The sequence below is a fragment of the Caulobacter sp. genome (assembly GCF_017744445.1).
Taxonomy (GTDB): domain Bacteria; phylum Pseudomonadota; class Alphaproteobacteria; order Caulobacterales; family Caulobacteraceae; genus Caulobacter.
Genome location: NZ_JAGIBH010000169.1, coordinates 116,094 through 134,502, shown reverse-complemented (window position 1 = coordinate 134,502; position 18,409 = coordinate 116,094). Strand labels below are relative to the sequence as shown.

Annotated in this window: 23 protein-coding genes; 14 read left to right on the top strand and 9 right to left on the bottom strand. The window is 67.1% G+C overall.

Going from position 1 to position 18,409, the window contains the following annotated elements:
• Window positions 1–8: 8 nt before the first annotated feature.
• Window positions 9–1,427: an NAD(P)(+) transhydrogenase (Re/Si-specific) subunit beta gene (locus J7528_RS24965; protein WP_291880264.1), complete on the top strand. Its 1,419-nt coding sequence runs from the start codon at window positions 9–11 to the stop codon at window positions 1,425–1,427.
• Window positions 1,428–1,489: 62 nt separating this feature from the next.
• Here J7528_RS24965 and J7528_RS24960 read toward each other — a convergent pair whose 3' ends face one another.
• Window positions 1,490–2,200, bottom strand: a complete 711-nt coding sequence (locus J7528_RS24960; protein ID WP_291880262.1) for a DUF2442 domain-containing protein — start codon at window positions 2,198–2,200, stop codon at window positions 1,490–1,492.
• A 144-nt stretch (window positions 2,201–2,344) separates the two neighbouring features.
• Window positions 2,345–2,698 carry a UrcA family protein gene (locus J7528_RS24955; protein WP_291880261.1) on the bottom strand — a complete coding sequence of 118 codons (354 nt, stop codon included), beginning with the start codon at window positions 2,696–2,698 and terminating at the stop codon, window positions 2,345–2,347.
• Window positions 2,699–3,035: 337 nt separating this feature from the next.
• Here J7528_RS24955 and J7528_RS24950 point away from each other — a divergent pair, with 337 nt between their 5' ends.
• The 4 genes from J7528_RS24950 to J7528_RS24935 are packed head-to-tail and all read left to right on the top strand — an operon-like array spanning window position 3,036 to window position 7,273.
• Window positions 3,036–3,875, top strand: a complete 840-nt coding sequence (locus tag J7528_RS24950; RefSeq protein ID WP_291880260.1) for a M23 family metallopeptidase — start codon at window positions 3,036–3,038, stop codon at window positions 3,873–3,875.
• 60 nt (window positions 3,876–3,935) lie between these two features.
• Entirely contained in the window at window positions 3,936–4,892 is a 957-nt protein-coding gene (locus J7528_RS24945; RefSeq protein WP_291880259.1) for an alpha/beta fold hydrolase, read from the top strand.
• Window positions 4,893–4,928: 36 nt separating this feature from the next.
• Entirely contained in the window at window positions 4,929–5,846 is a 918-nt protein-coding gene (locus tag J7528_RS24940; RefSeq protein WP_291880257.1) for an ABC transporter ATP-binding protein, read from the top strand.
• On the top strand, window positions 5,843–7,273 hold the full coding sequence (locus J7528_RS24935) for an ABC transporter permease (RefSeq protein ID WP_291880255.1): 1,431 nt from the start codon (window positions 5,843–5,845) through the stop codon (window positions 7,271–7,273). Before J7528_RS24940 ends, J7528_RS24935 begins: the two co-directional genes overlap by 4 nt.
• A gap of 71 nt (window positions 7,274–7,344) precedes the next feature.
• On the opposite strand, the gene rpsU is transcribed toward J7528_RS24935, so the two are convergent.
• Window positions 7,345–7,578: a 30S ribosomal protein S21 gene (gene rpsU, locus J7528_RS24930; protein WP_096053900.1), complete on the bottom strand. Its 234-nt coding sequence runs from the start codon at window positions 7,576–7,578 to the stop codon at window positions 7,345–7,347.
• 181 nt (window positions 7,579–7,759) lie between these two features.
• Between rpsU and J7528_RS24925 the strand changes: the two genes are divergently transcribed.
• Window positions 7,760–8,428 carry a COQ9 family protein gene (locus tag J7528_RS24925; RefSeq protein ID WP_291880254.1) on the top strand — a complete coding sequence of 223 codons (669 nt, stop codon included), beginning with the start codon at window positions 7,760–7,762 and terminating at the stop codon, window positions 8,426–8,428.
• Between the two features lie 188 nt (window positions 8,429–8,616).
• Here the strand turns inward: J7528_RS24925 and J7528_RS24920 are convergent, their stop codons facing one another.
• Both J7528_RS24920 and J7528_RS24915 read right to left on the bottom strand, forming a co-directional pair.
• A complete protein-coding gene (locus tag J7528_RS24920; RefSeq protein WP_291880253.1) occupies window positions 8,617–9,126 on the bottom strand; it encodes a DUF1465 family protein in 510 nt (169 codons plus the stop codon).
• Window positions 9,127–9,324: 198 nt separating this feature from the next.
• Complete coding sequence (locus J7528_RS24915) at window positions 9,325–9,531, bottom strand: DUF1192 family protein (RefSeq protein WP_291880251.1); 207 nt, start codon at window positions 9,529–9,531, stop codon at window positions 9,325–9,327.
• Window positions 9,532–9,607: 76 nt separating this feature from the next.
• On the opposite strand from J7528_RS24915, the gene J7528_RS24910 reads away from it, so the two are divergent.
• The 3 genes from J7528_RS24910 to J7528_RS24900 all read left to right on the top strand — a co-directional run bounded on the left by J7528_RS24910 (window position 9,608) and on the right by J7528_RS24900 (window position 11,686).
• Window positions 9,608–10,582: an NAD(P)H-quinone oxidoreductase gene (locus J7528_RS24910; protein ID WP_291880249.1), complete on the top strand. Its 975-nt coding sequence runs from the start codon at window positions 9,608–9,610 to the stop codon at window positions 10,580–10,582.
• A gap of 5 nt (window positions 10,583–10,587) precedes the next feature.
• A complete protein-coding gene (locus J7528_RS24905) occupies window positions 10,588–10,863 on the top strand; it encodes a hypothetical protein (protein ID WP_291880248.1) in 276 nt (91 codons plus the stop codon).
• Between the two features lie 109 nt (window positions 10,864–10,972).
• Window positions 10,973–11,686, top strand: a complete 714-nt coding sequence (locus J7528_RS24900) for a DUF1013 domain-containing protein (RefSeq protein WP_291880246.1) — start codon at window positions 10,973–10,975, stop codon at window positions 11,684–11,686.
• A gap of 206 nt (window positions 11,687–11,892) precedes the next feature.
• Here J7528_RS24900 and J7528_RS24895 read toward each other — a convergent pair whose 3' ends face one another.
• The gene (locus J7528_RS24895) at window positions 11,893–12,066 is read right to left on the bottom strand and encodes a DUF465 domain-containing protein (protein WP_291880244.1); all 174 of its coding nucleotides are present in this window, start codon (window positions 12,064–12,066) and stop codon (window positions 11,893–11,895) included.
• 130 nt (window positions 12,067–12,196) lie between these two features.
• On the opposite strand from J7528_RS24895, the gene J7528_RS24890 reads away from it, so the two are divergent.
• From J7528_RS24890 to J7528_RS24880, 3 genes are read left to right on the top strand one after another with little or no spacing between them, the layout of a single operon-like run.
• Entirely contained in the window at window positions 12,197–12,814 is a 618-nt protein-coding gene (locus J7528_RS24890) for a UbiX family flavin prenyltransferase (RefSeq protein ID WP_291880243.1), read from the top strand.
• Between the two features lie 5 nt (window positions 12,815–12,819).
• Window positions 12,820–13,281, top strand: coding sequence for a TIGR02444 family protein (locus J7528_RS24885; RefSeq protein WP_291880242.1), 462 nt, complete (start codon window positions 12,820–12,822; stop codon window positions 13,279–13,281).
• Window positions 13,282–13,341: 60 nt separating this feature from the next.
• Window positions 13,342–13,572 carry a DUF465 domain-containing protein gene (locus J7528_RS24880; RefSeq protein ID WP_291880241.1) on the top strand — a complete coding sequence of 77 codons (231 nt, stop codon included), beginning with the start codon at window positions 13,342–13,344 and terminating at the stop codon, window positions 13,570–13,572.
• Window positions 13,573–13,581: 9 nt separating this feature from the next.
• Here J7528_RS24880 and J7528_RS24875 read toward each other — a convergent pair whose 3' ends face one another.
• The 3 genes from J7528_RS24875 to J7528_RS24865 all read right to left on the bottom strand — a co-directional run bounded on the left by J7528_RS24875 (window position 13,582) and on the right by J7528_RS24865 (window position 16,542).
• Entirely contained in the window at window positions 13,582–15,285 is a 1,704-nt protein-coding gene (locus J7528_RS24875; RefSeq protein ID WP_291880239.1) for a M61 family peptidase, read from the bottom strand.
• An 81-nt stretch (window positions 15,286–15,366) separates the two neighbouring features.
• The gene (locus J7528_RS24870; protein WP_291880237.1) at window positions 15,367–15,729 is read right to left on the bottom strand and encodes a response regulator; all 363 of its coding nucleotides are present in this window, start codon (window positions 15,727–15,729) and stop codon (window positions 15,367–15,369) included.
• Between the two features lie 96 nt (window positions 15,730–15,825).
• On the bottom strand, window positions 15,826–16,542 hold the full coding sequence (locus J7528_RS24865) for a GGDEF domain-containing protein (RefSeq protein WP_291880236.1): 717 nt from the start codon (window positions 16,540–16,542) through the stop codon (window positions 15,826–15,828).
• 222 nt (window positions 16,543–16,764) lie between these two features.
• On the opposite strand from J7528_RS24865, the gene purE reads away from it, so the two are divergent.
• Entirely contained in the window at window positions 16,765–17,256 is a 492-nt protein-coding gene (purE, locus tag J7528_RS24860; RefSeq protein ID WP_291880235.1) for a 5-(carboxyamino)imidazole ribonucleotide mutase, read from the top strand.
• Window positions 17,257–17,262: 6 nt separating this feature from the next.
• Window positions 17,263–18,348, top strand: a complete 1,086-nt coding sequence (locus tag J7528_RS24855; protein ID WP_291880234.1) for a 5-(carboxyamino)imidazole ribonucleotide synthase — start codon at window positions 17,263–17,265, stop codon at window positions 18,346–18,348.
• Window positions 18,349–18,409 lie beyond the last annotated feature (61 nt).

The following is an 18,409-nucleotide window of genomic DNA, read 5'->3' as shown; positions in this document are numbered from 1 at the left end:
CCATCATCATGAACGCCAATCTCGCCGCCATCCTGTACCTCGTCTCCGGGGTGCTCTTCATCCTCGCGCTACGGGGCCTCTCGAGCCCTGAGACCAGCCGCAAGGGCAACACCTACGGCATGGTCGGCATGGCCATCGCCGTGGCCACCGTGCTGGCAACCCTGTGGACCCAAGGCGCGCTGGACGCCGTCACCCTGGGCCTGATCATCGGCGGCGTCGCCGTCGGCGGCGGCGTGGGCGCGGTGATCGCCCGCAAGGTGCCGATGACCTCGATGCCGCAGCTGGTCGCCGCCTTCCACTCGCTGGTCGGCATGGCCGCCTGCCTGGTGGCCGTGGCCGCCATCTACACGCCCGCCGCCTATGGCATCGTGGGCGAGGACGGCCATGTGCATCTCAACAGCCTGATCGAGCTGTCGCTGGGCCTGGCCATCGGCGCCATCACCTTCACCGGTTCGGTCATCGCCTTCGCCAAGCTGAATGGCAACATGGGCGGTGCGCCGATCCTGCTGCCGGCCCGTCACCTGCTGAACATCCTGATCGCGGCCGCCATCGTGGCCCTGATCGTGGTGCTGGTGATCAGTGGCGGCGAAGCCAAGTGGGCCTTCTGGGGCATCTTCGCCCTGAGCCTGCTGATCGGTGTCACCCTGATCATCCCGATCGGCGGCGCGGACATGCCCGTCGTGGTGTCGATGCTGAACAGCTATTCCGGCTGGGCGGCGGCGGCCCTGGGCTTCACGCTGGAAAACACCACCCTGATCATCACCGGCGCCCTGGTCGGCTCGTCGGGCGCGATCTTGTCCTACATCATGTGCAAGGGCATGAACCGCTCGTTTGTCTCGGTGATCCTGGGCGGCTTCGGCGCCGACGCCGCGGCCGCCGGCCCCGGCGGCAAGGTCGAGACCCGTCCCGTCAAGCAGGGCTCGGCCGACGACGCGGCCTTCATCATGAAGAACGCCAGCAAGGTGATCATCGTCCCGGGCTACGGCATGGCCGTCTCCCAGGCCCAGCACGCCCTGCGCGAAATGGCCGACAAGCTCAAGGAAGAGGGCGTCGAGGTGAAGTACGCCATCCACCCCGTCGCGGGCCGGATGCCGGGCCACATGAACGTGCTGCTGGCCGAAGCCAACGTACCTTATGACGAGGTCTTCGAGCTGGAGGACATCAACAGCGAGTTCTCGACCGCCGACGTGGCCTTCGTGATCGGCGCCAACGACGTCACCAACCCGGCCGCCAAGACCGATCCGACCAGCGCCATCTTCGGCATGCCGATCCTGGATGTCGAGAAGGCCCGCACGGTCCTGTTCGTGAAGCGCGGCATGTCCTCGGGCTATGCCGGCGTGGAGAACGAGCTGTTCTTCAAAGACAACACGATGATGCTGTTCGCCGACGCCAAGAAGATGGTCGAAGGCATCGTGAAGGGGCTCTAGGGCGTCTTCATCACCGCTAGAACGACGAAGGCCCCGGGCGATGTCCGGGGCCTTTTTTCGTATCAGGTTATGAGGCGTTTCAGCTTCGCGATGCTGATGCGCCTTTGTCCGTTCTTCTGCTTCGCTCCGGCCGCTTCCCACGCTGGATGACCGTCACCGTCGTAGACCACCTCCGCATGCTCGGCGTCGCGTACCCTTAGAACGACCAATCGATCGCACGTGTCGTAGAGCGACACGGATTTCCCGCCTGTCAGCTTGATTTGTACATCGCGTCCTGTGCGTGGATCATGGGCGTCATGACTGGGGTGCGATGCAGGGTGAAGAACGAGGCTCAGAGCCTCAGCGGCTATGACCTCGCCAATGGAACCGACGAGGTGTCCATCGGGCGTGAACTTGCGGCCCGGATAGAGCTTTTCCAGGTCTTCAACGGCCTTGAAGATCGCCGCGACGGGCGAGGGTAGCCTGATCAAAAGCGGCTCGTTGCCGCCACGAAGCAGGCCGCTTTGCACCAGCCCGATGCGCATGTTGCTGGGATCGACATCGTAACCATTGGGCCAGGTTGGCGCGCCTGCTTCTAGGAAGACGCGGCTGAAGAATCCTTCGTCGCGTAGCGGTTGGACCATCTCGGCACTGGACATCACCGTTTTGCTGAAGTCGCAGATCCCAGACGAGCCGTCGGAGAAGGCAACGTTCAGCCGATAGCCTTGAAGGGCCTTGATGCTAACGGCGCGGACAAATTTGAAAGCCGCTGGGAGGTCTGTATTCGCTGCCATGGTGCAATCCAGGCGTTAGTTTTCTTGCCTGCGCAATCCCCCTAACGAAACAGAGGCCCCAGGGTTACCTGGGGCCTCTGTCGCGGGGTGCGGGGAGGTGGGGCGTTTTGGGGTACGCGGTACTGAAGTTCGTGGGGCCGAAGATCACTGGGCGGCGACTTCGACCGGGGCGGTGTTGGCCAAGGCCAGGGCGTTACGTTGGCGCTGCGACAGCTGGCGCTCGGCGTCCTGATGGGCTTCGGTCATGCAGGCGCGGACGGTCGATTGCAGCTCGCCGCGGTTCATCTTGGCGCGGCAGACGGTTTCGCCGGCGGCTTGCAGGCGAGCCTTGAAGATCTTGGCGTCGGCGGGCTTGGCCAGGTTCAGGTCGGCGAAGGAGACCGTGACGGTGGGGTCGCCGGGCTCGGCGGCGTTGGCGGCTTGGGTCAGGCCCAGGACCGGGACGGCGGCCAGGCTCAGGCTGGCGACGGTGGTCAGGCTCATGATGAACTTGCGCATTTCGAAGATCCCTCTGGTTGGGCGCTGTTCTTGTGCGCCGATGAATATTGAATAATGTCCAGAGTTCTCGAAGTCCCGTTACGTCTCCTTCATGACGTGTAATTAAAGAAGTGACGCGCGTTTAATGATATGAACTTGGCGTAATGTTCAATGTCTATTTCTGTAATGGACTCCGCGATACGCCGCGTGGTTAGTGAATGGTTAAGCTGCGCCCTGTTTTCGCCTCACGCGACCTTCATAGACCGCCGCCATTCACCAAGCCGAAAGGTCAGGTGTGAGAGTAAAGCCGCCTGCGCGCGGTCCTCTCGACCTGACCGAACGTCGAAGAGGAAGCGGTTTGATCTCCAAGAGCCTGGCAGTCCCGCCCCAGCATCTGCGCGTCGCGTTCTTCACCATGCTGGGCGTCGCCGCCATGGCCGGAACCCTGAACGGGGCTCTGGCCCTGGGCGACTGGGTGGCGCGCACCGCGCCCGTCGCCGATCCGACCCCAGCCATCGTTCCCATCGCGCCGCCGGTCGAAGAGGCCGAGCCCGAGACGCCGCCGCCCGCCTTCCAGTTCGCCGCGCCGCTGCCCGGCCGGGTGATCAACTCGCCGTTCGGCCTGCGCCAACTGCCCTGGGAAGAGAACGGCCGTCTGCATGAGGGCGTGGACATCGCCGCGCCCGGCGGGGCGGCGGTCAAGGTCGCCGCCGACGGCGTGGTCAAGGCCACGGGCCTGTCGCCCAGCTACGGCCGCTACGTGCTGGTCATGCACAAGGGAGGGCTGACGACCCTCTACGCCCACCTGGCCAAGCCGGCGACGGGCGTCAAGCGCGGGACCTATCTGCATCGCGGCGACACAGTCGCCTTCGTCGGCAATTCGGGCCGCTCGACCGGCTCGCACCTGCACTTCGAGATCCGCAAGGGCGACAAGGCCCTGAACCCGACCTTCTTCCTGGACCGCAGCTTCGCCGACGCCTCGGACCTGCCGCTGAAGGCCGCCGGCCGGGTCTCGCGCAAGGTGCACAAGGCCACGGTCTCGAAATGGCCTCCGGGTGTTCTGGCCAAGGCCGGGGCCGCTGGCGGCGTCAAGGTCGCCCGCCTGAAGAACGGCCGCGTTCGCGCCACCATTCCGGTCGCCACGGTTCCGGCGCCGGCCGTCCAGGCGGTGAGCGCATCGGTGGGTTCGAGCACTTAAAGCTCCGTCGTCGGTGCAACGCGCCTCGACGCGTCACAAAGCGTCACTACATTGAACGCCATGATCCAGTTTCTCGGTCGCGGCGTCGCGGGCTTGGCCCTGCTTTTGGTTTCGTACATCGCCGTGGGCGGTATCGTCAGCGCCACCGGCGCCCCCAAGATGCGGGGGCAGATGGTCGAGATCGAGCCGGGGCGCATGCTGCGGCTGGTCTGCGAAGGGCCCAGGAGCGATCGTCCCGTCATCTGGCTGGAGGCCGGCGCCTTCGGTTTCGCGGCCGACTGGGGCGGTACGCAGGAAGCCCTGACCGCCGCCGGCTGGCGCTCGTGCGCCTATGACCGCGCAGGCATGGGCTTTTCGCCCAAGGGCCCCAGCCCGCGCGACGGCATCGCCATCGTCACCGACTTCGAGAAGCTGGTCGCCGCGTCCGGCGAGACTGGTCCCTACATCCTGGTCGGTCACTCGATGGCCGGCCTGCGCCTGCGCGAATATGCCGGGCGTAATCCGGACAAGGTGGCCGGTATCGTCCTGGTCGACGCCGCCACGCCCGAGGCCGCCCAGAACCCGTCCATGCAGGGCTTCATCAAGACCTTTGCCAGGGCCTCGAAGTGGGCGGCTCGCGGGGCCTCGCTGGGCCTGTACAAGCCGCTGGTTCACACCCGCCTGGGCGACAAGATCGACCTGCCGCCGGCCGCCAAGGCCGAGAAGAGCTGGGCCTTCGCCAACGGTCGTCATAACCGCACGGCGGCGGAGGAGGTCGGGTTATGGAAGCAGGCCTCGGACCAGGCCGCCCAGCAGCCGGACTTCGATCCCAAGTGGCCGGTCGCCGTGGTCACCGCCGGTCCGGTGGCGGGCCGCGAGCTGCGCAAGGAGATGCAGGCCGGCCCGGCGCGTCGTTCGCAGCACGGCATGGTCGACCATGTCGAGGCCGCCAGCCACACCCTGCTGATCGGTCGGCGCTTCGCCGACCACATCGTCCGGGCCGTCGCGTTCGTGGCCGACGCTTACAAAAAGGGCTGATACAACTTTCGAGAGGTCCGATTCGGAGGTCGTCCAATGGTCAACGCGGTCACCCTGGAGGGCGTCAGCAAGACCTATGACGAGTTCCACGCCGTGCGGGACGTCAGTTTCGAGGTCCCCGCCGGCCGGATCACCGGCTTCCTAGGCCCCAACGGCGCGGGCAAGACCTCGACCATCCGCATGATCCTGGGCCTGCTGCCGGCTAGCGCGGGCAAGATTACGGTGCTGGGCGAGAACGACGCCACGAGCGTTCGCTCGCGGATCGGCTTCCTGCCCGAGGAGCGCGGCCTCTACAAACGCATGACCCCGATCGACGCCATCGCCTTCTTCGCGGGGCTGAAGGGCGTGCCGGAGGTCGAGGGGCGCAAGCGGGCCAAGGCGATGCTGGAGGCGCAAGGCCTGGGCTACGCCATGAAGAAGCCGATCAAGGAGCTGTCCAAGGGCATGGCCCAGAAGGTCCAGCTGATCTCGGCCCTGGCGCACGAGCCGGAACTGGTGGTGCTGGACGAGCCATTCTCGGGCCTGGATCCGGTCAACCAGCAGGCCTTGGAGGCGATGATCCGCGAGATCGCCGCGCGCGGGGCGACGGTGTTGTTCTCGACCCACGTGATGCAGCACGCCGAGCGGCTGTGCGACAAGGTCGTGCTGATGGCGCGCGGCCGGAAGGTGTTCGACGGCGATGTCGCCACGGCCCGCTGCGCCGCGCCTCGGGCGCTGGTGCTGGAGGGCGATCTTTCGGCCGAGCAGGTCATGGCGCTGCCGGGCTTGGGCGCGGTGACCTCCGAGGCGCTGCCCGACGGCGGCTGGCGGCACGTCGCCGTGCTGTCGGAGACGAGCGGCGGCCATGACGCCCTGAAGGCCGCCTTCGCCCGTGATCTTTCCTTGCGAAGGTTCGAGCTCAAGGAACCCAGCCTGCATGACGCCTTCATCGTCCTGACGGGAGGCCAGGCATGAGCCGTCTCTTGAAGATCGCTCGCCGGGAATACCTGGCCTATGTCCGCACCGTCGGCTTCTGGCTGTCGATCGTGGCCCTGCCGCTGGTGATCGGGATCACCGCCCTGGCGCCGATGATGATGATGAAGTCGGCCAAGCCCGAGCGCCTGGCCATTGTCGATCTGACCGGCCAGACCATGGGCCCCGCCCTGGCCAAGGCCATCGTCCAGAACCAGAACCGTGATGCGGCCCGGGCCCTGCGCGCGGCGGCCCTGTCGGCGGGCGGCCCCAAGGCGCAGGAAGAGGTCCGTAAGGCCCAGGCGCAGGGTGGAGACGCCGCCGGCCGCGAGGTCCTGGCGCGCTACAATCCTTCGGCCGCCGCCCGCTACAAGCCGCCCCGCGCCAAGGTCATCGTCCTGCCGCCGCCTGTCCAGGCTCAGGAGGCGGCCGACCCGCGCGCGGCTGGCCTGATCGCGCGTCGAGAGGTGGGCGAGAAGCGGCTCGATTCCGTACTGATCCTCAGCGGCCGCGACGACGCCATCGTCATGGACCTGTGGAGCCGCAACCTGGCCGCCCCGGTGCTGGAGAACGATCTGAAGACCGCCGTTGGTGAGATCATGCGCGAACGCGCCCTGGCCCGCGCCGGCGTCTCGGCCCAGACCCTGAAGGCCGCCGACGACCTCAAGCCCGCCTTCAACAGCCTGTCGCCCAAGGCCGCCTCGGGCGAGAAGGTCAGTCTGCGCGACCGCCTGCCCACCATCGTCGGCTTCGCGGCCGGCATGCTGCTGTGGTCGATGATCCTGACCGGCGCCAGCATCCTTCTGAACAGCGTGATCGAGGAGAAGTCGTCCAAGATCCTGGAGGTGCTGCTGTCCTCGGCCTCGGTGCCCGAGATCATGGGCGGCAAGATCCTGGGCGTGGCGGGCCTGACCCTGACGGTCTTGAGCGTCTGGGCCATGGGCGGCTGGCTGGCCCTGCTGAACTTCGCGCCCGGCCTGGCCGGTGACCTGGTGGCCGTGCTGCTGGGCAAGGGCCTGCTGTTCTATTTCGGCGCCTATCTGGTCGGAGGCTACCTGATGTACGCGGCGCTGTTCGCCGGCGTCGGGGCCTTCTGCGAAAGCCAGCGCGACGCCCAGACCCTGCTGGGGCCGATCATGATGGTGATGACCATCCCGGTGGTCTTCATGGGCCAGGCGATCCGCTCGCCCGAGGCGCCGATTCTCAACGCCCTGTCGTGGATCCCGCCGTTCACGCCGTTCCTGATGCCGGTGCGCATCGCCAGCGATCCGCCGCTGGTCCAGGTGATCGGCACCACGGCGCTGATGGCCGTGACGGTCGTCGGCATCATCGCCTTCTCGACGCGGGCTTTCCACGTCGGCGCGCTGGCGACGGGCAAGATCGACTTGAAGACCTTGATCGGCCTGATCGTCAGGAAGCAGGCGGGCTAGGGCCCAGAAACGACGAAAGCCGCGCGGATCGCCGCGCGGCTTTCGAAATCTTCAGCGAAGAAGAGCGGGTCTTACCGGCTCGGCTTCTTCGGCATCGGCAGCAGGCCTTCGCGCTGAGCGCGCTTGCGGGCCAGCTTGCGAGCGCGACGGACGGCTTCAGCCTTTTGGCGAGCGCGCTTTTCCGACGGCTTCTCATAGTGCACGTGCCGCTTCATTTCGCGGAACGAGCCTTCGCGTTGCATCTTCTTCTTCAGGGCCTTCAGCGCCTGATCGACGTTGTTGTCGCGGACGAAAATCTGGACCAGGGGTATCTCTCCATTCGACAGCCCGACCAATTTCCCAAGTCCCTCTTGAGGGGCCGGGCGGGCGAACAAAACCGGGTAACCTGGAAGGGGTGCTCCCAGGCGATGAGGCGGGGCTGATAGCAGAGCAGACGGCCTCTGTCCATGCGCGACGCGGCCTAAACACCGGTGTAGACTCGGATTTATGAACCAAACCGCCGACTCCACCCGTCAAGCTTCCGGCCGGACCTGGGCCGACGACGCCGAACAGCGCGTGCTGGATGAGGCCGTACGCCTGGCGCCAAAGGCCGGCTGGAACGCAGGGCTCGTCTCGCGAGCCCTTGCGGCGGCGGGATTCAGCGACGCCGAGGGCCAGCTCTTGCTGCCCGAAGGCCCGCGCGACCTGGCCGCCTTGCTCTCGCGACGCCATGACGCGGCGGCGCTTGGGCGTCTGAAAGCGTTCGATGTCTCGGCCCTGAAGATTCGTCAGCGAATCCGTGAAGGCGTGGTCGCCCGCCTCGACGCGGCTCAGGAACATGCCGACGTCATGCGTCCGCTGGCCGCCTTCCTGGCCTTTCCGACCAACCTGGCGCTGGCCCTGCGGCTGACCTGGGAATCGGCGGACATGATCTGGCGCTGGGCTGGGGATACGGCCACCGACGAGAACCACTATTCCAAGCGGGCGATCCTGTCGGGGATCCTGATCTCGACCCTGGCGGTCGACCTGGCCTCGGGCCGCGCCTCGGCCCTGACGCACCTGGACGCTCGCATCGACAACGTCATGGCGTTCGAGAAGTGGAAGGCGGGCCTGAAACCCATGGACCTGGCCAGCGAGGTCGTCGCCGCGCTGGCGCGGATGCGGTACGGGAAGTAACCGCCCTCAGAATTCACTCCATTGCCTTCCTCGCCCTTGTGGCGAGGACCCATGGCGCGGCTGGGCTCGACGTTGGATTTCAGTGCGCCGCAGCGTGGGCGCGCTCCGTTCAGATCAAAGCCGGCTGAACGATGGGTCCTGGGCACAAGGCCCAGGAAGGCGATGTTTTGTAACGAGAGGGCTGTAACTCAGCCCCCGAAGGCGGCCGTGAGGCGGTCGAAGTGGGCCTGAACGGGACGCGGGGCCTCTTCGTTTGGCGATTCCACGTACATGCGGCGATCCAGATGGCGGACGCGCTCGTAAAGGCGCTCGCTGCGAGTCAGCAGGTGGGTCAGACCGAAGGGCAGTTCCTCGATGGCCGCCGGCTCGCCCGTGGCTTCCTCGCCCAGGCGGTAGGATTCCGCGCAAGCGGCTTCCGGCGGCATCTCGCCCTCGCGCACGGCGCGCTGCACCAGCAACCACGAGGCCACCTGCATCAGGCGGGTGGTCAGGCGCATGCTCTCGGTGGCGTAGCCCAAGGCGGCGTTGCGCGAGAGGATCTTGCTGTCATGCCGGCCAGCGCCATCGAGATAGGCGGCGGTCTCTTCGACCAGCTGCATGCCTTCCTCGAACGTGCGGTCGAACAGTTCCGATCGCGCGAAGTCCTGGATCACTCCGGCGCGCCAAGGCGTGTCCGCGAACGCGTTCACTTCGGTCATAGCTACTCAATGCCCCTTCGAAAGGCCGCGAGGACGTCTCGCCTTTGCGACGGAGCTGCAACGCCCGTGCCAAGACCAACCGTCCCGTTTCGCGACCCGCCCCCTTTCGAACCGACGACACTCTTACTGTTGAGTTGCGTCCGAAAGCGGATGAACGCTTAAGACGCCAGTAACCTCACCGAAACCTTAAAAGAGCTTTTAGTCCAGGCGACCAAACAGCGCATTCGCCGCGTCGCGACCCGCCTTTTTCTTGCTCAGCTGGGCTTTCGTGCGTTCGATTTCGGCCTGCAGGGCCTCGATCCGCTCCTCCAGTTCCGCGACGCCATAGACCTCCAGGTCCTCGTGGGTCGTCTCGTTCAAAGCGCGTCCGCTGAAGGCGCGGGCTTCCGCAGGCTCTTCGAACATCGGCTTTTCTCCCTTTTCCGGGCGATATCTGACGCCTACCTACGTCCCAAGGCAAGCTTCACGAGGTTTGAGGTCCATGACGCAGACGATGACGGCGATCGCGATCGAGGGTGGAAAAGGCCCGGCCGAAGCCCTTCACCCCGTCCAGCTAGAGCGTCCCGCGCCGGGACCGGGCGAGATCCTGATCAAGGTCGCCGCCGCCGGCGTGAACCGTCCTGATCTGCTGCAACGCATGGGTTTCTACCCGCCGCCGCCCGGCGCGCCGGCGACCCTGGGCCTGGAAGTGGCGGGTGAAGTGGTGGTCGCGGCGGGGCGCTGGAACGTCGGCGACAAGGTCTGCGCCCTGGTCGGCGGCGGGGGTTATGCGGACTATGTCGTGGTCGACGCTCGCCACGCCCTGCCGATCCCGGGCGATCTGGACCTGATCCACGCCTCGGCCCTGCCCGAGACAGTCTTCACCATCTTCGCCAACGTGTTCGAGCATGGCGCCCTGAAGGCCGGCGAGACGCTGCTCGTTCATGGTGGAACGTCCGGAATCGGAACAACGGCGATCGCCATGGCCAAGGCGGCGGGCGCCAAGGTCATCGCCACGGGCCGTGGCCCCGACAAGAAGGCCAAGGCCCTGGCGCTGGGCGCCGACATCGCCGTCGATACGAAGACCGAGGACTTCGCCGAGGTGGTGAAGGCCGCCGGCGGCGCCGATGTCGTGCTCGACATGGTCGGGGCCAGCTACTTCGAGAAGAACCTCGATGCGCTGAACGTTGGCGGCCGCATCGTCTACATCGCCAGCCTTGGCGGGGCGGTGCTGGAAGTCCCGGTCATGAAGATCATGCAGAAGCGCGCCGTCATCACCGGCTCGACCCTGCGCCCCCGCTCGGCCGACGAAAAGGCCCGCCTGGCCGCCGAGGTCGAGCGCGTCGCCTGGCCCTGGGTGGCGGCGGGCAAGCTGAAGCCGATCGTCGACGAGACCTTCCCGCTGACCGACGCGGCCAAGGCGCATGCGCACCTCGAGGCCGGGGAACACGTGGGCAAGGTGGTGCTGACGGTCTAGCGATCATGCGCTGGTATGACGGACTGGCCATCGTGCTCTTCGCGCTCGCGGCGATGGGCGCCTGGATGGTCAACTTGGTCCAGAACGACAAGAAGATCTGGTGGCTGGCATGGACAGCCGCGCTGGCCCCGGTGTGTTTCTATGTTGTCGCGCGAAGCGGTGGGTCCGCGGAGGCGGCGCTGGCGGCCGGGATCCTGGGCGGTCCGGCGCTTGCGGCATGGATCGCGTTTGTGCCTCGGCTTCGTGACGTCGTGGCGAACTGGCTTGATGGAGAGCCCTGAAATCTCGGGATCTACTTGATCCCCGTTCCCTTTTTGCGAGAAGGGGATTATAGCTTTTGCCACATCCCGCCCGGCCGAAAGGCCGGGCGCCGTCATTTCTGGAGGACCGATGTCCGACATCCTGATGCCCAAGGCGACCGCCGTCTGGTTGGTGGACAACACCTCGCTCAGCTTCGAGCAGATCGCCGATTTCTGCGGCCTGCACCCGCTGGAAGTGCGCGGCATCGCCGATGGTGAAGTGGCGCGCGACATCCGCGGCGCCGACCCGATCGGCAATGGGCAGCTGACCCGCGAAGAGCTGGACAAGGCCCAGGGCAATCCGGACTACCGCATGAAGGCCCAGGTGAGCCGTCACGCCGAGCTGCTGAAGCCGGCCAAGAAGGCCCCGCGCTACACGCCGGTCTCGCGTCGCCAGGACCGCCCGGACGCCATCGCCTGGTTCCTGCGCCACCACCCCGAAGTGACCGACGCCCAGATCTCGAAGATCCTGGGCACCACCAAGGCCACGATCGAGCAGGTTCGCGCCCGCACGCACTGGAATGCCGCCAACATCAAGCCGGTCGACCCGGTGACCCTGGGCCTGGTCGGCCAGCTGGAGCTGGACAGCCTGGTCAAGAAGGCCGCCGAGAAGAAGGCCAAGGACGACGCCAAGCGCGGCATCGTTCCGGAAGACCCGACCCTGCGCCCCGCCTCGGAAGGCGGCCAGTTCGAGCCGGAGGTCGAGGAAGAGGAAGAAGACTTCCGCGCGCCCCGCGGCGACATCAAGGCCGAGGACGTGTTCGGCAAGTCGTCGGGCTATGTGGACGAGGAAGACGAGGACTAAGGAAGTTCCGTTTCCCCGGCGAAAGCCGGGGCCCAGCCCGAGCCGCTTGGGCTGATTGGATGAACGCCGAGCTTCTGGAGCCCGCTCCAGCGCCTTTCCATCTGGGCCCCGGCTTTCGCCGGGGAGACGGGATTGGGGTATAAAAAGCAGAGGCCCCGCTCCTTGCCGGAGCGGGGCCTCATGTTTTTCGGCTGCTGTCTCAGCAGCTAGTGAAGTCGCGCCCTAAGGCCCTCGATCTCCTCCTTCAGCCGAAGCTTCTGCCGCTTGAGCTCCATAAGCATCGTTGCGTCGCTACCGGGTCGATTGGTCTCCTCCTGGATCTTGCGATCAAGGTTCTCGTGACGGGACCCAAGCTCGCGGATACGGGATTCGATGGCCATGGCTCTCGGCTCCATTGCTGTTGGAGAAGAAAGTGAACACCCGCTGCGCGGCGCTGTCAGATCACATATGATTGCAAGCGGCCCCGCTTGACGTGGCCCAGTTTGCTCCCAAGACGGACGAAAATTCACCATGACGGATGCTTCGAAGACCGTTGATCGCCAAAGGCTGGTGGTCGGGATCACGGGCGCTTCGGGCGTCGTTTATGGCCTCAGAACCCTGGATGCGCTGCGCGAACTGGGGGTCGAGAGCCATCTGGTGGTGTCCAAATCGGCGGCGCTGACGCTCGCCCAGGAAGCAGATCTCAGCGTCGCAGAGGTCAACGCCATGGCCGACATCGTGCACCGCACGGCCGATGTCGGGGCCTCGATCGCGTCGGGTTCGTTCAAAACCTTGGGCATGATCATCGCCCCCTGTTCGGTCCGGACGATGAGCGAAATCGCCACCGGCGTAACGTCTTCGCTGCTGACGCGGGCCGCTGACGTCACGCTGAAGGAGCGCCGCACCCTGGTGCTGATGGTGCGCGAGACGCCGCTGCACCTGGGCCACCTGCGCACCCTGACCAAGCTGGCCGAGATGGGCGCGGTGATCGCCCCGCCGCTGCCGGCCTTCTACGCCAAGCCCACGACGATCGCCGAGATGGTCGACCAGTCGGTCGGCCGGGCGCTGGACCTGTTCGACCTCTCCTGGACGCCCGTGAAGCGCTGGGGCGAGGACCTGCCGACCCTCGCCGGCAAGGGGGAAGGTTAACGGCCGTGCGGTTCTGGGATTGGGCGCTGGAGGTCTATGCGCGACAACCTGTCGCGGACGCTTGCCTGCACCTGCAGGACGCCCACGGCCAGAACGTCCCCTGGTTGCTCTGGGCCGCCTGGATGGCTGGGGAGGGGCGCTCCGCCGACCTCGAGGACGCCGCCCGGATGATGCGCGCCTGGGACGCCGAGATCGGCGCGCCGCTGCGCGGCGTCCGCCGGGCGCTCAAGCCTGCTCGCCCGCCCGTCGACGAGACCGCCAAGGAGGCGTTGCGTGACGCCGTGAAGGCCGTCGAGCTGAAGGGCGAGCGCGTGTTGATGGAAAGCCTGGAGGCTTTAAGCAGTCCGCCGGGGGCCCCGATCCCGATCCTGGACGGCCTGATCGCCGCGGCTGAAGCGTCCGGCGACCCGCCGCGCCGGAGCGCGCTCGAAAAGCTCGCCGAGGCCCTTGCTAAACCTTTGGGCTGAGCGCCTTTACCCGCTGTCAGCCTTTGCTATCTATCACCCCTTGAGAGGGGGCCCACCGAGATGACGTCCATGAACGACGATGATCCGTCGGAAGATACCGACATCGCGATCGAACGTCGCCTCGCCGACCTGCGCGAGGAGCACAAGGACCTCGACGACGCCATCCAGGCGCTGGAAGAACGCTACCAGCCCGACATGCTGCAGATCGCGCGCCTGAAGAAAAAGAAGCTGATCCTCAAGGACGAGATCGGCCGGCTGGAAGACCAGCTGACTCCTGACATCATCGCCTAGTTTCCGGGTCTAGCCGGCGACCGCCTTCACGCACGCCGCCCGCGCCTGGTCCGTCAGGTCCATGGGCATGGCGATGCGTTGGAAGCCCACTGTCGTCTTGCCGGCGGGCAGGTAGCGGATCACCCGCTTGCCGCTGGCGTCCTCGACCGCCTGGCCGGTTTCGACCGAGCCGTCGCCCTCCTGACCCGCGGCGCGGCCCAGATATTTCTGGCCGTCGCGCAGGCCCGCCGCCCAGGCCGGACCGTCCGGGACGACGCCGGTGACGATCCGGGTCTTGCGGGTCGCCGCCTCGTCGAAGCCGGGATGGTAAGCGGGGCGGATCACCGTCTCCACCGTCAGGCAGCCGCCGAAGGCGTCGGGCGGCAGGGCGATAGGCATGCCGCGCGTGATGTAGCGGTCGAGCTCGGGCGTCACGTCGATCCCGGTTCGCGCCTCGGCGATGCGCGGGAAGAGGTTGGCGGCGGCGAAGTCCCAGTCGGCCCGGTCGCGGCCCTTGGCGTCGTCGCGCATGGCCAGCATCACCGGATCCAGGCCCCCCTTCGCCTTCAGTTGCGTCTCCATCAGCACCGCGAACAGGGCGCCGCGATGGTAGGGCAGCTTTTGCACGGTCTTGTCGCTCCAGAAGCGGGCGACGATGTTGGCGTTGGGCGCGGCCCGCAGCGGTGACAGGCCATACGCCTGTAGAGCCTGGTTCCAGTCCTTCACGAAGGCCTCCAGGCTGACGAAGCCCGACCGCAGCGACAGACGGCGGGCGTAGTAGTCCGTGAAGCCCTCGCTGAACCAGTAGCCGGCCGGCTCCTGCGGGCCGCTCTTCGACCCGCCCAAGCGGTTGGCGTTCCAGGTGTGGAAGTACTCGTGGGCTAGGAACAGCTTGTACTGGTCCAGCGGGACGTTGCGGGTCGAGATCACCGCGAACGCGTCGCCGAGGCCCGTGCCGCGATAGGACGTCCAGCCCTTCGGGGCGTCCTGGTCGGTCAGGGTGATCAGAAAGGACTCCTTGCCGTCGCCCCAGAAGGCGCGGCTGTCGGCGATGGTGTGGGCGGCCATGTCGGCGAAGGCCTCGGGCGTGAAGGCGAACTGCCCTCGCGCGGCCAGGCGCAACGGCGCGCCGGCGGCCTGGCGCGTCAGGATGGTCAGGTCCTTGTAGGCGACGGCGACGCTGGCCAGCAGGTCGTCCAGCTTGCCCGGCGCCTTGATCAGCGGTTCCAGATCCGAGGCGAAGACCAGGTCCGAGCCGGCCGGGTCCCACGCGAAGCGCGCCCGGTCGTTGTCCCGCCCCTCGGGACGGATGAAGACGGTGTGGCCAATCACATAGAAGCCGGCGGGGCCGACGATTGGCTGTCCATAGTTGACGCTGTCGACCGGTGGCTCGCCGTCATAGGCGCTGACCACGCGATAGCGCACCGTCAGGGGCGCGCCGGGCTTGGAGCGGACGACCCAGGTCTTCTCGTCGTGCACCGACAGCGTTCCACCTGTGACGACCGGGTCCTTCACGAAGCGCCACAGCTTCTCGCCGCCGCCCCACGCGTCGGGCAACTCAAGCCGTGTCTCGCCATCGGCGTCGGCGGGCAGGGTCAGGGTGATCGACAGCGCCGTGATCTTGCCGCCCTCGACGACGGGCGACAGGCGGTACGCGTTGATGGGCGTCGCGGCCCAGGCGGGCGCGCAGACGAGGGCGGCGGCCAGGCCGGCCGCCAGAATCTTGATGATCACGTGAAGGCTCCCCGAACCGACGCCACCTTAGGGGCGAGGGTCAGGAGCGGTCAGCTTAAAGTTCTGTCAGCATCAGGCAGCTCAGGCCGCGATGCGGGCGGCTTCCAGCTCGCGCACCGTCTGCAGCAGGCGGCCGGGGGTGATCGGCTTTTCCAGGCGCGCGTCGGCGTGCTGGTCGTCCTTCAGCAGGCGGGCGTCGCAGGCCGAGGCCATCAGGGTCACCGCGTTCGGGCGCGCCCGGCGCACGGCGCTGACCAGCTCGCCGCCGCTCATGCGCGGCATCGAGTGGTCGGTGATGACGAGGTCGGGCGCGAAGCTGTCCAGAGCCTCGAACGCCTCCTGGCCGTCCTGGCACAACAGGACGTCGAACCCTGCTTCGGTCAGGGTGATCTCGTAGATCATCGAGAGAACCGGATCGTCCTCTGCGACCAAGATGCGCTGCATGTAACCCGCCCAGTCATGCTTAACAGACTATGAACGTGTTACCGCACCCACCGGGTTCCAGTCGCCGTGCGATAAGGTCGCATGACTGACGGTTGTCTAACCAACAGCCCTACGCTTGCGGACGAACATCGCCGCGTCGGCCTCGGCCAGGGACACTTCGGGATCGGCGCCGGGCTCGATCTCGCGCACGCCGTACGAGACGTGCAGCGGGGCCGACCATTCGCCGAACTCCACGGGCTGGCTGCGGATCGCCTCGGCCAGGCTCTGGGCCTTGGCCAGGGCGGTTTCCTTGTCGGCCTGGGCCAGCAGCACGGCGAACTCGTCGCCGCCCATGCGGCCGACCAGGTCGCTCTCGCGGACATTGGCCAGCAGCCGCTTGGCCACCGCCTTCAGCGCCTCGTCGCCGGCGGCGTGGCCGAAGCGGTCGTTGACGCTCTTGAAGTTGTCCAGGTCGAAGAACACCAGGCTGGCCGACGAGCCATAGCGCTGGGCGAAGGCCGAGACGCGCTTGGTCTCGCGCAGGAAGGCCCGGCGATTCAGGACTGGGGTCAGGGCGTCCATGTCGGCCAGGCCCTGCGCCTCGTTCAGGCGCAGCTTCAGCATGGCGACCTCGTTCCGCAGGTCGTCGATCTCGGTCATCAGGGTCTGCAGCGCCTCGATGACCTTGGGCGACATGTCCGCCTCGGTCAGGCCCAGGAAGGCGGCGCTGTCAGGCGCGGCGACCTCGCGGGCCACGACCTGGTTTCCGGCGCGCACCAGGGCGCGCTTGCGGATGGCAGCGAAAGGTTCGGTCCGGGCGCCGGTGATCTTCATGGCCTACAAGGGAATCGAAATGGCACAGCTCCACCATGGTTAACGGGAACGGCGTTCGACGCAATCGGGGGTGCTGATTGGTCACACGCGCAAAGGGTCGCATGCTCGACCTATGGGTGATTGAATGAGCAGTCCGTAGGCGGTTTGTGTCGTTTTGGGCTTGCGCGGATGGGGGGAGACGCATACGGGGCGGCCTTCATTCACCGCGCCAGGGACGACGCGATGACTTCGACCACCCCGCCCGTCGCCATCATCATGGGCAGCCGTTCGGACTGGCCGACCATGAAGGGCGCGGCCGACGCGCTGGACAGCCTGGGCGTGGCCTACGAGGCCAAGGTCGTCTCGGCCCACCGCACCCCCCAGCGCCTGTTCGAGTTCGCCACCGGCGCCGAGGCGGCCGGCTACAAGGTGATCATCGCCGGGGCCGGCGGCGCGGCGCACCTGCCGGGCATGGCCGCCTCGATGACCAACCTGCCGGTGCTGGGCGTGCCGGTCCAGTCCAAGGCGCTGAGCGGCCTGGATAGCCTGCTCTCGATCGTCCAGATGCCGGGCGGCATCCCGGTGGCGACCCTGGCGATCGGCGAGGCCGGGGCCAAGAACGCCGGCCTGCTGGCCGCCCAGATCCTGGCCCTGTCTGACAAGGCGCTGGGCGAACGCCTGGCCGCCTTCCGCGCCGCCCAGACCGAGAGCGTCGTCGAGAGCGTCGAGGACTAAAGACCTATGGCTGAGTTCCCTCTCGTTCCCGGTTCGACCATCGGCATCCTCGGCGGGGGGCAGTTGGGCCGCATGCTGGCCCTGGCCGCCGCCCGCCTGGGCTTCGACGTGGTCATCCAGGACCCGGAGGAGGGCTCGCCCGCCGGCCGCGTTTCCGCTCGCCAGATCGTTGCTGCTTATGACGATCGCTGGGCCCTGAAGCGCCTGGCCGAGGCCTGCGACGTGGTCACCTACGAGTTCGAGAACGTGCCCGCCGACACCGTGTCGGAACTGGCCGCCCTGGGCGCGATGGTTTCGCCGGGCGCCAAGGCCCTGGCCGCCGCCCAGGACCGCGTGGTCGAAAAGAGCTTCCTGGCCGAGATCGGCGTGCCGACCGTGGCCTTCGCCCCCGTCCATGACAGCGAAAGCCTGGCCGCCGCCCTGGCCAAGATCGGCGCCCCGTCGCTGCTGAAGACCCGCCGCGAAGGTTATGACGGCAAGGGTCAGGCCTGGATCCAGAAGGCCGCCGACGCGGAAGCCTCGTTCGACAAGATCGGCCGCCAGGCCGCGATCCTCGAGGCCCCCGCCGACTTCGGTCGCGAGCTGTCGGTGATCGCCGCGCGGGGCCGCGACGGCGAGATCGCCTGCTATCCGGTCGCCGAGAACCACCACGAGGGCGGCGTCCTGCGCCGCACCGTCGCCCCGGCCAAGATCACCCAGGCCACCCGCGACCAGGCCGAGAAGATCGCCGCCAAGATCCTGACCGCCCTGGACTATGTCGGCGTCATCGGCGTCGAGCTGTTTGAACTCTCCGACGGCAAGCTGCTGGTCAACGAGTTCGCCCCGCGTGTCCACAACACCGGCCACTGGACCCAGGACGGCTGCGAGGTCGACCAGTTCGAGCAGCACATCCGCGCCGTCGCCGGCTGGCCGCTGGGTCCGACCGCCCCGCACCACCATGTCGAGATGACCAACCTGCTGGGCGCCGATGTCGACGCCTGGAAGAAGCTGGCCGCCGAACCCGAGACCCGCGTCCACCTCTACGGCAAGGGCGAAGCTCGCGCCGGGCGCAAGATGGGCCACGTGAACCGGCTGCGCCCCCTAAGAGACTAAGAGGGCGGGACTAGCCACCGGCGCTCGGCAGCCTAAGGTGGAGCTTTCCGCCTTGGAGCCG